Source organism: Streptomyces aculeolatus (genome assembly GCF_020400605.1).
GTDB classification, from domain to species: Bacteria; Actinomycetota; Actinomycetes; order Streptomycetales; family Streptomycetaceae; genus Streptomyces; species Streptomyces aculeolatus.
Genome location: NZ_JAINRD010000012.1, coordinates 146,185 through 161,124 on the forward strand (window position 1 = coordinate 146,185; position 14,940 = coordinate 161,124).

12 protein-coding genes are annotated in these 14,940 nt (G+C 74.6%); 10 read left to right on the forward strand and 2 right to left on the reverse strand.

Annotation, left to right across the window (positions count from 1 at the left end; genetic code table 11):
• The first annotated feature begins 17 nt into the window (after window positions 1-17).
• Window positions 18-1,865 (forward strand): ATP-binding cassette domain-containing protein, encoded by a 1,848-nt coding sequence (locus tag LG396_RS21010; protein WP_225795971.1) that lies wholly within the window; start codon window positions 18-20, stop codon window positions 1,863-1,865.
• A 28-nt stretch (window positions 1,866-1,893) separates the two neighbouring features.
• Here the strand turns inward: LG396_RS21010 and LG396_RS21015 are convergent, their stop codons facing one another.
• Window positions 1,894-3,354, reverse strand: coding sequence for an aminotransferase class V-fold PLP-dependent enzyme (locus LG396_RS21015; protein WP_225795922.1), 1,461 nt, complete (start codon window positions 3,352-3,354; stop codon window positions 1,894-1,896).
• A 171-nt stretch (window positions 3,355-3,525) separates the two neighbouring features.
• On the opposite strand from LG396_RS21015, the gene LG396_RS21020 reads away from it, so the two are divergent.
• The 6 genes from LG396_RS21020 (at window position 3,526) to LG396_RS21045 (ending at window position 9,990) form a co-directional block, all read left to right on the forward strand.
• On the forward strand, window positions 3,526-4,479 hold the full coding sequence (locus LG396_RS21020) for a class I SAM-dependent methyltransferase (RefSeq protein ID WP_225795923.1): 954 nt from the start codon (window positions 3,526-3,528) through the stop codon (window positions 4,477-4,479).
• 10 nt (window positions 4,480-4,489) lie between these two features.
• Window positions 4,490-5,239, forward strand: a complete 750-nt coding sequence (locus tag LG396_RS21025; protein WP_225795924.1) for a class I SAM-dependent methyltransferase — start codon at window positions 4,490-4,492, stop codon at window positions 5,237-5,239.
• A gap of 145 nt (window positions 5,240-5,384) precedes the next feature.
• Window positions 5,385-7,394 carry a sulfatase gene (locus LG396_RS21030; protein ID WP_225795925.1) on the forward strand — a complete coding sequence of 670 codons (2,010 nt, stop codon included), beginning with the start codon at window positions 5,385-5,387 and terminating at the stop codon, window positions 7,392-7,394.
• 31 nt (window positions 7,395-7,425) lie between these two features.
• Window positions 7,426-8,097, forward strand: a complete 672-nt coding sequence (locus LG396_RS21035) for a DNA alkylation repair protein (RefSeq protein WP_037754195.1) — start codon at window positions 7,426-7,428, stop codon at window positions 8,095-8,097.
• Between the two features lie 99 nt (window positions 8,098-8,196).
• A complete protein-coding gene (locus tag LG396_RS21040; protein ID WP_018835210.1) occupies window positions 8,197-8,643 on the forward strand; it encodes an SPW repeat protein in 447 nt (148 codons plus the stop codon).
• 216 nt (window positions 8,644-8,859) lie between these two features.
• Window positions 8,860-9,990, forward strand: a complete 1,131-nt coding sequence (locus tag LG396_RS21045; RefSeq protein WP_225795926.1) for a serine hydrolase domain-containing protein — start codon at window positions 8,860-8,862, stop codon at window positions 9,988-9,990.
• Window positions 9,991-10,030: 40 nt separating this feature from the next.
• Here LG396_RS21045 and LG396_RS21050 read toward each other — a convergent pair whose 3' ends face one another.
• A complete protein-coding gene (locus LG396_RS21050) occupies window positions 10,031-10,645 on the reverse strand; it encodes a TetR/AcrR family transcriptional regulator (RefSeq protein ID WP_100298854.1) in 615 nt (204 codons plus the stop codon).
• 106 nt (window positions 10,646-10,751) lie between these two features.
• Between LG396_RS21050 and LG396_RS21055 the strand changes: the two genes are divergently transcribed.
• The 3 genes from LG396_RS21055 to hemC all read left to right on the forward strand — a co-directional run bounded on the left by LG396_RS21055 (window position 10,752) and on the right by hemC (window position 14,935).
• Window positions 10,752-11,729, forward strand: a complete 978-nt coding sequence (locus tag LG396_RS21055; RefSeq protein ID WP_225795927.1) for an ABC transporter permease — start codon at window positions 10,752-10,754, stop codon at window positions 11,727-11,729.
• 183 nt (window positions 11,730-11,912) lie between these two features.
• Window positions 11,913-13,790 carry a CocE/NonD family hydrolase gene (locus tag LG396_RS21060; protein WP_037754214.1) on the forward strand — a complete coding sequence of 626 codons (1,878 nt, stop codon included), beginning with the start codon at window positions 11,913-11,915 and terminating at the stop codon, window positions 13,788-13,790.
• Window positions 13,791-14,002: 212 nt separating this feature from the next.
• Entirely contained in the window at window positions 14,003-14,935 is a 933-nt protein-coding gene (gene hemC / locus LG396_RS21065) for a hydroxymethylbilane synthase (protein WP_026276125.1), read from the forward strand.
• Window positions 14,936-14,940: the final 5 nt, after the last annotated feature.

Consider the following 14,940-nt stretch of genomic DNA (forward strand, 5'->3'; position numbering starts at 1 on the left):
CTGGTGGTCCCGCCGGTGTGTCCGTTTCGCCGGACGGCGGCCTCCGGCTGCGCGCGCACCGGGTGAGCCGGGACGTACGCGGGGCGGGCCGGGTGCTCAGCGGGGTGTCGCTCGACGTCGCCCCCGGGACCCTCACCGTGATCGCCGGGAGCAGCGGGGCCGGCAAGACGGTCCTGCTGCAGACGCTGGCGGGGCTGAGCACACCGAGCGAGGGCGAGGTGTGGCACGACGGGGTGCCGCCGGGCCCGCCCGGGCCGGAGTTCGGGTACGTGCCGCAGGAGGACATCATCCACCGCGAGCTGCCGCTGCACCGCACGCTGGTGTACGCGGCCGGCCTGCGGATGCCGCCGGGGACGCCGGCCCCGGCCGTCGCCGCGACCGTCGACCGGGTGCTGGCGGTCCTGGGGCTGACGTCGCGGCGCGATACGCCGGTACGGGCCCTCAGCGGCGGCGAACGCAAGCGGGCCAGCATCGCGGTGGAGCTGCTGACCCGGCCCAGGGTGCTCTTCCTCGACGAGCCGACGTCGGGCCTCGACCCGGCCACCGGCGCGGAGCTGATGCACACGCTGCGCGGGCTGGCCGACGACGGCACGACCGTCGTGACGACCACGCACGTGCTCGCCGATCTGCCGCGCGGGGACCAGGTGGTGTTCCTGTCGGCCGACGGCGAGGTCGCCTACGCGGGTGAACCTGGCGGACTGTGCGCGGCGTTCGGCGTTGACACGGCGGAGGAGGTGTACGGCGCGGTGGCCGCCGGCGCGCGGGCGGCGGGGTCGGGCGCCGGCGACATCCCGGGGCAGGCGGACACCGGGACGCCGGCGGGCGGCACGGCGGCGACCGGGACGGCGGGCGGCGGATCGGCGATGAACGGGACGGCGGTGAACGGGACCGCGGACGGGACCGGCGCACCGGGCGGGACCGGCGGCGCCGCCTCGGTCCGGCTCGCCGAACCCGCCCGGACCGGAGCCGCCGGGGCCACCGGGTCCACCGTCCCCGCACCCGCGGCCGCCCGCGTCGGCGCCGTGCGGCAGTGGGCCCTGCTCACCCGCCGCGGCACCGCCCTCCTCCTGCACAACCGCCTGTCCGTCACCGTGCTCGCCGGCTCCCCCCTCATGATCGTGGCGATGTTCGCCGTGCTCTTCCGCGGCGGCACCTTCGACCCCGCGGACCCGGACCCCGGGTCCACCGCGATGATCATGTTCTGGATCGCCTTCGGCGCGTTCTTCTTCGGGCTGACCTACGGCCTGCTGCAGATCTGCGCCGAACTGCCCGTCCTGCGCCGCGAATGGCTCGCCGGCCTGCGGCTCGGCCCGTACGTGGCCTCCAAACTCACCACCATGCTCCCGGTCCTCGCCGTCGCCGACGCGGTCCTGCTGGCCGTGCTCCGGATGCTGGACCGGCTGCCGCCGGCCGGATGGGACACGTACGCCTCGCTGTTCGCCACCGCCCTGCTGGCCTCCGCCGCCGCCCTCGCGCTCGGGCTGCTCGCCTCCGCGGCGGTCTCGGAGCCGGGGCAGGCGACGCTGATGCTGCCGCTGCTGTGCTTTCCGCAGGTGCTGTTCTCGGGCGCGTTCGTGCCGGTGCCGCGGATGACGCTGGGCGGTGAGCTGATCAGCCTGGCGATGACCAACCGGTGGGCGTTCGAGGCGCTGGGCAGCGGGGTGGGCCTCGAATCGCTGTGGCGTACGGGCGCTTCGCCGCTGGGGCGGCCGCTGCTCGCGGCGTACGGTGAGTCGTTCGCCCACCCGGCGGGCCGCGGGTGGCTGATCCTGGCGGGCTTCACGGTGCTCTTCCTGGCGCTGACCTGGTGGGTGCTGGTGCGCAAGTGCCGGGACGGCGCCGAGCGGAGCAGGCAGGGGCGTTGACGCGGGCCGGGGTCCGGGGCCCGCGGGGTCAGCAGCCCAGCCGCGGGGCGAGATCCGCCACGTCCGGGACGCGGTCCCGGTAGGTCTGCGCCACGAACGACAGAAACGTTTCGACATCCCCGGGCTGCGACGCCGCGCCCAACGAGACGCGCACCGCGCCCGCCGACGGCAGGTGCAGCAGCTTCAGGTAGTCCTCCAGCGAGCCGAGCCGCCTGCGCGCGGCCCGGCGCAGCCGGCGCGGCGACAGGTCGAAGGCCGCCTCGCCGGCACCCGGGTTGCAGAAGCAGCCGGTGCGCAGGGAGATGCCGTACGCGGCGCTGTCGCGGATGATGACGCGCTCGTCGACGACGCGGCCGCCGGCGTCCAGGACGTTCAGCGCGACCGTGCCGCCGCGCGCCGCGCCGGTCCGGTCCGGACCGTAGACGCGGACCAGCGGCGAGCCGTCGCCGTGCCGCAGCGTGCGCAGGCCCGCGAGCAGCCGGTCCGTCAGCGCCTCGACGTGGTCGTGGACGCGGTCGATGCCGATGCGCTCCATCCAGGCGAGCCCCGCGGTGACGTCCGGTATGGCGAGGAAGTTGACGGTCCCGTCCTCGAACGCGGCCTCGTCGTCGGCGAGGACGTGCCACTGCGCCTGCGCGCTGACGGCGTAGATCGTGCCGCCCGCGAACCACGGGCGCCGCAGCTTCGCGAGCGCCGGCCGGCGGGCGACGAGGGCGCCGACGCCGGTGGGGTGGCCGAAGAGCTTGTACCAGCTGACGACGGTGAAGTCCGGGTGGTGGCGGCCGAGGTCCAGGGCGTTGGTGGGGATGTACGCGGCCGCGTCGAGCACCACGTCGTAGCCGTGGGCCTGCGCGGTGGCGATCCACTCCAGGGAGTGCTGTACGCCGGTGAAGTTGCTCTGCGCCGGGTAGGCCAGCAGGCCGCGGGGGCGGCCGTGCCCGGGGGCGAAGCCGGGCCGCCTGTTGCGTACGGACAGCGCGGCGTGCATCCGGTCCTCGTCGATCCCCAGGTCCGGCCCGCGCAGCGGGACGTACTCGACGGCCGCGCCGCGCGCCCGCGCGTACTCGCGCAGGCCGTTGACGGAGTTGTGGTTGTCGAGCGAGAGGACGAGGCGGCTGCCGCGCCCGAGCGGGTACGCCTCGCCGACCAGGCGCAGCGCGCCCGTGGCGTTGGGCGTGAAGATCACGGCGTACTCGGCGGGGTCGGCGTTGAAGTACCGCAGCACCGCCTCGCGGGCCTCGGCGAGCCGGTCCCCGGAGGCCCGGGAGGCGGGGCTCTCGGAGTGCGGGTTGCCGAACAGCCCGGCGGCGATGCGCCGGGCGCTGCCCGCGACGAGGGAGCGCGGCGGGAGGCCCGCGCCGGTGTGGTCGAGATAGGTGTGCCCGCCCTCGTCGAGGTAACCGAACTCCCGTTCCCGCAGCTCCGCGAAGAGGTCGGGAGCCTCCGCCGCTCGCTCGCGTACGTGCCCGGTGGTGTCTGCCCTGCCCATGGGACCCCTCCGCATGAAATCCGCCAAAGGTAGCCATACCAGGATGACACCGACCGACCCCGGCGACCCCCGGCAACGCGGCCGACGGCCGTACCTCTCGGCCGAACTGCTGATCGTCCGCACGCGTAATCGGGTGGCGCGGGCGCGAGGCGGATCATTACCGTCGCGGGCGTGAAGTATGAAGATCCGCTGGCCTACACGGTGGGCCTGGAGGGCGTCGCGCTGCTGCGTTCGTTCACCGGGGAGTACGACCGCGCGTTCGTCGCCGCGCGGCTCGCCGGGATCCGCCGGCTCCTCGACGACGCGACGCTGGCCGACGCGGGCGTGGACGTCGCCCGGGTGCCCACGGTCGAGGGGTACCGGATCTGGTCGCGGACGTACGACGGGCCCAACTCGGCGTTCGACCTCGACGAGCCGGTCGTCGGCGCGCTCCTCGACCCGCTGCCCGCGGGCGTCGCCCTGGACGCCGCCTGCGGCACCGGGCGCATGACGGCCCTGCTCGCCGCGCGGGGCCACCGCACCATCGGCGTCGACAGCTCACCGGACATGCTGGCGCGGGCCGGGCAGCGGGTCCCGGAGGGCGACTTCCGCCTCGGCGCCCTGGACGCGCTGCCCGTGGCCGACGGCGCCGCGGACGTGGTGGTCTGCGCGCTCGCCCTGACGCACGTGCCCGATCTGGGCCCGGTGCTGGCGGAGTTCGCGCGGGTGCTGCGGCCGGGCGGGCACCTCGTGACGTCGGACCTGCACCCGGAGCGGGTGGCGCTCGGGTCGGTGCCCGCGGTGCGGCTGCCGGACGGCAGCCCCGGGCGGGTGGAGACGTACCGGCACGCGGTCGGGGACTACGTGCGCGCCGCACTCGCGGCCGGGTTCGAGGTGCTGGGCTGCGAGGAGCCGGGGGTGCCGGCCGCCGAGGACGCCGAGGTGCCGCCGGCGGCGACGGACCCGGGGCCGTGGGAGGCGTGGCCGTGGTCCCTGAGGGAGCTGGTCCCCGAGGCCGCGGCGGCGTCCGACGCCGGCGTCCCGGCGGAGATCGTCTGGCACTTCCGCCTGCCCGGCGGTGCGGCGGCCGCCGCACCGCCGGGGACGCGTGACGCCCTGCCGCAGGGGGCGCCGCCACCCGCATAGGGTGGCGAACATGGATCCAGCAGACTTCTACACCGGAATCGTCGCCGAGCTGTACGGGCCGCTGAAGTCCGTCGCCCAGGACCCCGAGCCGTACGCCGCCTTCGTCGAACGGGCCGGTACGCCCGCGCTGGAGCTGGGCTGCGGCGACGGCGAGCCGCTGCTGGAACTGCGCCGCCGCGGGCTGGACGTGGACGGCGTCGACTCCTCACCGGACATGCTGGACCGGCTGCGCCGCCGCGCCGCCGAAGAGGGCCTGCCCGTGCGGGTGTTCCACCAGCGCATGGAGGCCCTGGACCTGCCCCGCAGGTACGCGGCCGTCTTCCTCGCCGGTCCGACGTTCAACCTGCTGCCCGACGACGCCACCGCGCTGGCCGCGCTGCGCGCCATCCGCGCCCACCTCGCCCCGGGCGGCACCGCGCTGATCCCGGTGCACCTGCCCGCGCCCACCGCCGAGCGGGACGTCGGCCGGGCCCGCACCGCCACCGCGCCGGACGGCGCCGAACTGCGGGTCAGCGTCGTCGCCGAGAGCCGCGACGAGCACACCCGCACCCAGACGACGCTGCTGCGCTACGAGCGGTACCACCCCTCGGGCAGCAGCATCACCGAACGCCCATGGGTGCTGCACTGGTACACCCGCGACGGCTTCGAGACCCTGGCGGCCGTCGCCGGGCTCGACCTCGTCGGGGTCACCGACCCCGACGGCGCCCCCGCGGCGCCGGACGCCGACCACGTCCACGTACTGCTGCGCCCCGCGGACTGACCCCCGCCGGGGCCCGCTCCCCCGCCCGCTCCCCCGCCCCCACGCCACCCCCGGAAGCCCGGCCCGGACGCACCCCGCGCGGCCGGCCCGGACTAATTCACCCGGGTGTTGACGCCCGCTCGCGGGCCGCCGGACGCTGAGCCGTATGCCCCCGTCGACGTTCCGCCGTCCCTCGCGCCGCAGCGTCCTGCGCGGCGCCTCCGCCGTCGGCCTCACCGCCGTCGCCGCCCCCGCGCTCGCCCGCGGCGCCGCCTCCGCCGGCGGCCCGCCGCCGCCCAACGTCGTCGTCGTGTCGATCGACGACCTCGGCTGGCGCGAGTTCGGCGCGTACGGCAACACCTTCAACGAGACCCCGCACATCGACCGGCTGGCGCGCGAGGGGATGCGCTTCACCCGCGCGTACTCGGCCGCGCCCATCTGCTCGCCCACCCGCGCCGCGCTGATGACCGGGCTCTACCCGGCCCGTACCGGCATCACCGACTTCCTCCGCGAGGCGCCGGCGGCGAGCGACAAGTTCCTCTCCCCCGACATCCCCACCGTCCCCGACTTCCTCGGCCCGCACGGCTACACCACCGCGCTCATCGGCAAGTGGCACCTCACCGAGACCTACAGCGGCGAGTACACCGAGCGGCCCGGCAACCCCTACGCGCACGGGCTGGACGAGGCGATCGCCTCCGAGCGGCTGTACATCGCGGACGGCGACTACTTCCACCCGTACCGCTTCATGCCCGACCTGCCGGCCCGCACCCCCGGCGAGTACCTCACCGACCGGCTCGCGGACGAGGCCGTCGACTTCGTCGCACGCCACCGCGACGAGCCGTTCTTCCTGCACGTCTCCAACTACGCCGTGCACACCGCCCTGGCCGCGAAGCCCGACCTGCTCGCCAAGTACGAGGCGAAGCCGGGCGCCGGGCAGCTGCCGAACCGGCCCGCGCTGGCCGCGATGCTGGAGAGCATCGACGACCAGGTCGGCCGGATCGTCGCCGCCCTCGACGAGCACGGGCTCGCCGAGCGCACGCTGGTCCTCGTCACGTCCGACAACGGCAGCCCGTACCGGGACGCGACCGCGCCGCTGCGCGGCGGCAAGAGCGAGCTGTACGAGGGCGGAATCCGGGTGCCGCTGGTCGCGTACTGGCCGGGCCGGGTGGCCCCGGGGCGTACGGACGCCACGCCCGTCTCCACGATCGACGTGCTCCCGACGGCGCTGGACCTGGCGGGCGGCGGCCCGGCCGCCGGGAGCTTCGACGGTACGAGCCTGGCCCCGCTGCTCACCGGCCGGGGCCGGCTCCGACGCGAGACCCTCTTCTGGATCTACCCGCACTTCAACGGGGACCGCCACCCGCACGCGGCCGTCCGCCACGGCGAGTTCAAGCTCGTACGCCGGCTCCGCGGCGGCGCCGGCGAGCTGTACCACGTCGGCCGCGACCCCGGCGAGACCGAGGACCTCGCCGGCCGGCACCCGGCGAAGCTGCGCCGGTTGGGCGCCCTGCTCGACGACCACCTCGCGGACGTCGGCCTGTTCGCGCCGCCGCCGGACCCCGGGGCGTACCCGGTGGCGGAGCTGGACGAGCCGTTCGACACCGACCTGGCGCACTTCACCGTGCTGTCCGTGCCGGGCGGGTCGCACCAGGGCACCGCGACGGCGGGCGACGGCAGGCTGACGGTGACCACGCAGGCGCCGACGCACATGCTGTTCCTCTCCGACACCGCGCCGCGCTCCGACGCCTTCGCGCTGGTGCTGGACACCGGCACCTTCGCGGGGACCGGCGGCCAGGACACCGTCTTCGTGGGCCTCGCCAAGGACGCGGACAACTACCTGCTGTTCCGGCACCACAACGGGCTGCGACGGGCCGGCTGGGACCTGCGTATCGACGGCAGGCTGATCACCGTCGGCATGGAGCCGCTGGACAACCTCGACGGCACCGTGGACCTCTCCCGCCCGGGCTCGCGCTACGCCCTGGTGGCCCGCGGCAAGGTCGCCACCGCGTACGTGGACCAGGGCGCGGGCTGGGAGTTCCTGTTCACCGCGGACGCGGGCGGGGTGCTGGACCTGACGGACCCGGAGGTACGGGCCGCGTACCGCTATACCGCCAGTGTGCGCCTGGACCGCGGCACGATCACGCTGAACGGCCTCCACGCCGCCGGCCGCCGGTAAGTAGGCTGCGGCTGACCGACAGGAGGGTGCCGTGGCCGAGACGACGAACCTGGCCGAGGTGATGGCCGAGCTGGGCGCGCTGGAGGATCCGAAGGTGCGCGCGGTGAACGAGCGGCACGGCGACGACCACGGCGTGCACCTCGGCAAGCTGCGCGCGCTCGCCAAGCGGCTGAAGACGCAGCAGCCGCTCGCCCGCGAGCTGTGGCGGACCGGCGACTCCGCGGCGCGGCTGCTGGCGCTGCTGGTCTGCCGGCCGAAGGCGTACGGGCGGGACGAGCTGGACGCGATGCTGCGCGAGGCGCGTACGCCCAAGGTGCACGACTGGCTCGTGAACTACGCGGTGAAGAAGAACCCGCACGCCGAGGAGCTGCGCCTGGCCTGGTTCGCCGACCCCGATCCGGTGGTGGCGAGCGCCGGCTGGGCGCTGACCGCCGAGCGCGTGGTGAAGAAGCCCGCGGACGTCGACGCGGCGGGGCTGCTCGACGTGATCGAGGCGGAGCTGAAGGACGCCCCGGACCGGTTGCAGTGGGCGATGAACACGTGCCTGGCGCAGATCGGCATCGGGTTCCCCGCGCACCGCGCCCGCGCCGTGGCCGTCGGAGAGCGCCTTGAGGTGCTGAAGGACTACCCGACGCCCCCGGGCTGCACGTCCCCGTACGCGCCGGTCTGGATCGCCGAGATGGTGCGCCGCCGGGGCGGCTGACCGGCGGGGCGACTGGAAGAGTGGGCATAAGACACCCAAACGGGCGTACTGTGGCTTAAGGGGATGCATCCGACTCTTCCTGGAGAGGAGGCAGCAACCATGTCGCACCAGCAACACACCACCGACATGACCTCGCACCCCGACGTGGGCGAGATGCGAGAGCGATTCGATCGCACGACGGCCGGAAGTGGTGTGGTTGCCCTCGAAGGACTGATCCTGCTCGCCGGCTTGTTTGCCGCGATTTCGCCCTGGGTCGTGCACTTCACGGGGAACACCAACCTTGCCGTCAACAACCTCATCGTCGGCATCACCATCGGCCTGATCGGACTCGCGCTGGCGCTCGCCCCCGAGCGGACGTCGGGTCTGGCCTGGCTCGCCGTGCCCCTCGGCGCCTGGCTGGTGATTTCGCCCTGGGTGGTCACCAGCGCGAACACCGCCCCCAACGGCGCCATCTGGAGCAACTGCTTCGTCGGTGGTGCCACGGCCCTGCTCGGGCTGATGGCCGCGGGGATGACCGTGGCCTTCCGCCAGAAGGCACGCAGGTAGGGCACGAAGGCAGGGCCGGACGAGGTCCGGCCTGCCGGCACGGCCCGAGGCCGGGCCGGCCCGGGATGCCACCGGGTGCGGTCCGGCCGCGGGCCCGTCCGCGTCCGGGGCCGGGTGGGGAAAACCCCCGGTCCGGGATGCCGACCAGCCCCATCGCCGCCGACGCCCGTCTGCCGCAGGCTCGTTGCGTACGAGACAGGCAGGACGAGAGCGCAGGTGGACCGAGTGAAGCGGGTACGGAGAGTGCTGGCGGCGGCGACGGCAGTGGTGGCGGTGGCGACCGGATCTGTCGCCGCCGCACCGGCACGGGGCGGCGAGCCGCCCCGGCACGCGGGGCTCCAGGAGCGGCTGGACGGCCTGGTGGCCGAGGGCGCGGTGGGCGCGCTCGTGGAGGTGCGCGACGGGCGGCGCGTGTGGCGCGGCACCAGCGGCGTCGCCGAGCGGGACACGGAGCGGGCGGTCCCGGAGCGCGGCCGGTTCCGGATCGGCAGCATCACGAAGACGTTCGTCGCCACCGTCGTCCTGCAACTCGCCGACGAGGGCCGGCTGCGGCTGGACGACCCGGTCGAGAAGTGGCTGCCGGGTGTCGTCCCGGACGGCGGCGACATCACCGTGCGGCACCTGCTGGGCCACACCAGCGGGATCTACGACTACAAGCGCACCCTGGCCGTCCCGCCCGACCCGGCGTTCCTCGACTACCGCGACCGGACGTGGACCCCGCAGGAGCAGATCGCGCGCGCCGTCGCCCACCCGCCGACATCGACGCCGCCGGGCAGCGCCTACGCGTACTCCAACACCGGCTACGTCCTGCTCGGTCAGATCATCGAGGAGGCCACCGGGCGCCCGTACGCCCAGGAGGTCGGGCGCCGGATCATCCGGCCGCTGCACCTGCACCACACCTCGCTGCCCGGGACGTACCCGCGCATCCGCGGAGCGCACCCGCGGGGCTACGTCCCGATCGAGCAGGAGGGCGGGATCCGGCTCGTCGACTTCACGGAGATGAACCCGTCGCTGTTCGGCGCGGGCGGCGAGATGATCTCCACGGCGGGCGACCTCGACCGGTTCTTCGCCGCACTGATCGGCGGGCGGCTGCTGCCGGACCGGCTGCTGGACGAGATGCGCACGCCGTCCTTCGAGGGCCGCTCGTACGGGCTGGGGCTGGCCTGGAAGGACACCGCGTGCGGGACGACGGTGTACGGCAACGACGGCGACGCCATGGCGTACCAGACCTGGTCGTTCACCACGCCTGACCTGCGCCGACAGGTCACCGTCGCGCTCACGCCCGACCACAGCGCCGACCTCGACGACTCCGTGGACGCCCTCCTGGACGAGGCCTTCTGCGGCTGACCGGACGCCTGAGCCGCCGACCGGGAGACCGGCCGGCGGCTCAGGCGTGCGGCGAGAGCAGTGCCCGCAGGCCGCTGCGGAGTTCGACCTCGACGTCCTTGAACACCGCGCGCTGCACGATCGACCCCTGGACGAGCGCCATCAGGGCGCGCACCACGTGGTCGGTGGGGACGTCGGCGCGCAGCCGGCCCGCGTCCTGGTAGGTGCGGACCAGCTCGGCCCACATGACGCGCATCCGGTCGTAGCCGGCGTTCAGCGTCGCGGCCAGCTGCCCGTCGCGCAGGGTCTCGCTCCACACCTGCACGATCAGCTCGGCGAACGCGCCCGGCCGGTCGGTCCCCGACTCGCGTTCGTGCTCCTCCAGCACGTGGCTCAGCACCTCGTCGATCACGTCGTCGAGGGGGCGCAGCGGGGCCTCGCGGCCGGCCGACTCGAAGGCCAGCCGCATCCGCTCGAACGCCTCCTCGGCGACGGCCGTGATCAGGTCGTTCTTGCCGCGGAAGTAGCGGTAGACGGCGCCGGAGGACAGGCCGGTCTCCTGGAAGACGTCCTGCATGGACGTGGCGTGGAAGCCGTTGCGCGTGAAGCAGCGGCGCGCGCCGTCGAGGATCTGCCGGCGCCGGGCGTCCAGGTGGGCCTGGGATACGCGAGCCATGGTCCCGACCTTAAAACGAACGTTCCTTCTTGACAAGTTCCGACGCCCCCGCGCAGAGTGAGGCTCGTAAAACGAACGATCCTTCTCTTTACGATCGAGGCTTCCGATGTCCTCCACCCGCAGCGTGCTCGCGGTCGTCGTCCTGGTCCCGGCGCTGATCGCCCTCGCCCTCTGGGCCTTCGTCTGGCCCAACGCCAGGCTGGCGCCGCGCGACCTGCCCCTCGGCGTCGCCGGTCCGGCCCGGGCGACGGCGCCGGTCGAGGCGCAGCTCGCCGAGCGCGACGGCGCCTTTGAGGTGCACAGGTACGCCGGCGCGGCCGCCGCCCGCACCGCCATCGAGGAGCGGGAGGTCTACGGCGCCGTCGTCGCCACCCCCGGCGGACCCGAGCTGCTGGTGGCCTCCGCCGCCGGGCCCAGCGTGGCGCAGCTGCTCACCGAGGCCGTCGGCCGGCAGGCCGGGCGGCCCGTGCCCACACAGGACGTGGTCCCGCTGCCCGCGGCGGACCCGCGCGGCTCCGCCCTCAACTCCAGCGTCCTGCCGCTGGCGCTGGCCGGCATCGCGGCCGGTGGGCTGGTCACGCTGCTGGGCCTGCGGGGCGGCCGCGCGGTGCTCGCCGTGGCCGGCGCGTCCGCGGCGATCGGGCTCGTCGCCGCCGCGGTGGCCGACAGCTGGCTCGGCGCCCTGGCCGGCGACTGGTGGGCCGAGGCCGGCGCGCTGGGCCTGACGGTCCTGGCGGGCGCCGCGGGGGTCGCGGGCCTCGCCGCGGTGCTCGGCCGCGCCGGGATGGGGGTGGGCAGCCTGCTGGTGATGCTGCTGGGCAACCCGTTCTCCGGCGTCACCTCGGCCCCCGAGATGCTGCCGGAACCGGTGGGGGCGCTCGGCCGGCTGCTGCCGCCGGGCGCGGGCGGCTCCCTGGTCCGCTCCGTCGCCTACTTCGACGGCAGCGGCGCCGCGGGCCCGCTCGCGGTCCTCGCCTGCTGGGCCCTGGCCGGGCTGGCGCTGCTGGCGCTCGGCCCGCTGCTCGACCGCCGCCCCGCCCCGGCGGCCGCGGTGCGCCGGACCGGCGCGGGCGCCGCGGCGTAGCACCGCCTCGCACGAGCCCGTACGGCCCGGCCAACAGGCGGGGCGTACGGGCTCGTTGACGTGTACGCGAAGTGATCATACGCTCCACGCGTCGGTCCCGGTCGCGCCCGCGACGTGTGGTTTTCCCGGGTGCGCCCAGCCGCCGTCCCCCCACAACTCCGTACCGTCATTCCGGAGGAGCATGTGAAGAGACGTCACGCGGCCGCCTGGGCCGCCTCCGCACTCGCCGCCACCCTTGCGGCGACCGGCGCACTCGCCGGGCCCGCGACCGCGGCGCCCGACGCGAACGCGGCCGGCCACCAGGCCCGTATCGCCACCGCCACGGATCCCGTCACACACGACGAGAACGACCGCGTGCCCGAGGGCGCGGAATGGACGCAGCACTACTTCCCCTCCGCCGACGACTCCGGTACCGAGCTGCACGCCGACGTGCTGCTGCCCGAAGGGCTGGAGAAGGGCGAGGAGGTGCCCGTCATCCTGTCCGTCGGGCCCTACTTCGCGCACGCCGGGGCGACCGGCGACGAGGGCTGGTCGCACACCGGGCCGTCCTCGCGGTTCCAGGACTTCACCGAGGGCGCGGACGTCTTCGCGGAGGGCTACGCCTTCGTGATGGTCGACCTGCGCGGCTTCGGCGGCTCCACGGGCTGCCTCGACTGGGCCGGGCCCGGTGAGCAGGCCGACGTGGAAGCGGCGATCGACTGGGCCGCGAGCCGGCCGTGGTCGACCGGCGCGGTCGGCATGTACGGCAAGTCGTACGACGGCGTGACCGGGCTGATCGGCAACAACCTGGACCAGCGGGCCCTGAAGGCCGTCGTGTCGCAGGAGCCGGTCTGGGACATGTACCAGTACATCTACTCCAACGGCGTGCCCCGCCCCAACGTCACCGGCACGGCCAACGCGTACAACGGCATCGCCACCATCCCCCCGATGGCCGACGACGACCCCCGCTACGCGGCCAACGCCCGCTGGGAGGAGACGCATCCGGAGTGCCTGACGGAGAACTCCGCCGGCTACCGGATCTCCGACCAGGACAGCAAGCACTGGAAGTCCCGCGACCTGGCGCGCCTCGCCAAGGGCAGCGACACTCCCCTCTTCATCACGCAGGGCTTCATCGAGCCCAACACCAAGCCCGAGGAGATGGAGGAGTACCTGCGCAACCACCGCGGCCCCGAGCGCGGCTGGCTCGGCCAGTGGGACCACGTACGCGGCGGTGACCGCGTGCCCGACGGCCGGCTGGCGATGGGGCGCGAGGGCTGGTACGACGAGACGCTCTCCTTCTTCGACCAGTACCTGAAGGGCGAGAAGCCGACCGTCCGGTACCCGAAGTACGCCATGGAGGACAACAGCGGCGACTGGCGCGCGCAGAGCACCTGGCCGGTCGTCGAGCGGCGCGCGGGCATCTCCCTGGGCGGCGGCTCGTACGTCGACGACGGCGGCGCGTCCGCCCGCGCCGGCCTCACCGCCTCCGGCCGCGCCGCACCCGGCACGCCCGAACAGCCGTCCGGCACGTGGGACATGGAGAACGCGCCCGCCCTGGAGCCGGCCGCCCCGCGGGGGCTGGCGAAGGAGGCCGCGAAGCAGCAGCGGGCCGGCGAGGTCGCGTCGAGCTTCTTCGCCTGGTCGAAGCCGATCGAGCGGGACGTCCGCATCACGGGCACCCCGCAGGTCTCCCTGCACGCCAAGGGCTCGGGCAACGTCATGTTCAAGCTGTACGACGTCGCCCCCGACGGCACCGCCGTGATGTTCGACGAGCAGGTCTCGCTGCTGGAGCGGGGCCGGTTCACCGTCGACCTGAAGTCGACCGACTGGCGGCTGGCGGCCGGGCACGTGCTGGCCGTGGAGATCGGCACCATCCAGACGGGCTCGTGGCGCGACACCCCGTCGGGCGAGACGATCGAGGTCAGGAACGCCACGCTGAACCTGGCCCTGGACGGCACCGCCGACGACGTGGCGACGGGCGGCGAGCGCTCGCCGTTCCTGGACACGTACCTCCGGCAGTACACGGTGGAGCTCCCCGCGGGCCCGCCGTCGTTCACCGTCCCCGGCGTCAGGAAGGGCTGACGGGAAGCCGGCCGGCGCCGGCCGGGCACATCCGCCGCCCGGGAGCCCGCTGCGGGCTCCCGGGCGGCGGCCGTTCCGAGAAGAGCGCTCCGCACGCCCGACGAGTGTCCATAGCACGTCCGCCGCACGTCCGCAGCACGTCGGGGGCCCTTCAGCCGCGGGGGCCCGGGCCCGGCAGGAGGGCCCGTATCTGACGGACTATCGTGTACGCCATGTCCGTGCCCGAGCTCATCCGCATCGTCTCGCGCGACTCCCCCATGGCCCTCGCCCAGGTCGAGCGCGTCCGCGCCGGCCTGGCCGAGCTGCACCCCGGCATCCGCACCGAGGTCGTGCCGGTGAAGACCACCGGCGACAAGTGGCTGGGCGACCTGTCCCAGGTCGACGGCAAGGGCGCGTTCACCAAAGAGGTCGACGCCGCGCTGCTCACCGGCCACGCGGACCTCGCGGTGCACTGCGTCAAGGACGTGCCCGCGGACCGGCCGCTGCCGGCCGGGACGACGTTCGCCGCGTTCCTGCGCCGCGACGACATCCGCGACGCCCTGATCCACCCCGGCGGCCTCGGGCTCGACGACCTGCCCGCGGGCACCCGCGTCGGCACGTCCTCCGTGCGCCGGGTCGCGCAGCTGAGCGCCTCGTACCCGCACCTGGAGTGCGTGCCGTTCCGCGGCAACGCCAACCGGCGGCTCGCGAAGCTGCACGCCGGGGAGGTCGACGCGCTGCTGCTGGCCGTGGCCGGCCTCGAACGCATCGGCCGCACCGACGTCATCACCGAGGTGCTGTCCGTGGAGACGATGTGCCCGCCGCTGGGCGCCGGGATCCTGGCGCTGCAGTGCCGCGAGGACGACACGGCGACCATCGACGTCGTCAGCGACCTCAACCACCCGGAGACGTACCGCGAGGCGATGGCGGAGCGGATGTTCCTGCACGTGCTCCAGGGCCACTGCAACAGCCCCATCGCCGGCTTCGCCACCGCCGGGCCCGATGAACTGTGGCTGCGCGGCCGGGTGTTCAGCTCGGACGGCAAGACCGTGCTCGACGCCCGCGAGTCCGCGGGCCGGCTCACCCCGCCGGACCTCGGCACGTCGGTCGCCCTCGCGCTGCTGCGGCAGGGCGCGCGCGACCTGATCGACGGCATCGCGCACTGACGCCG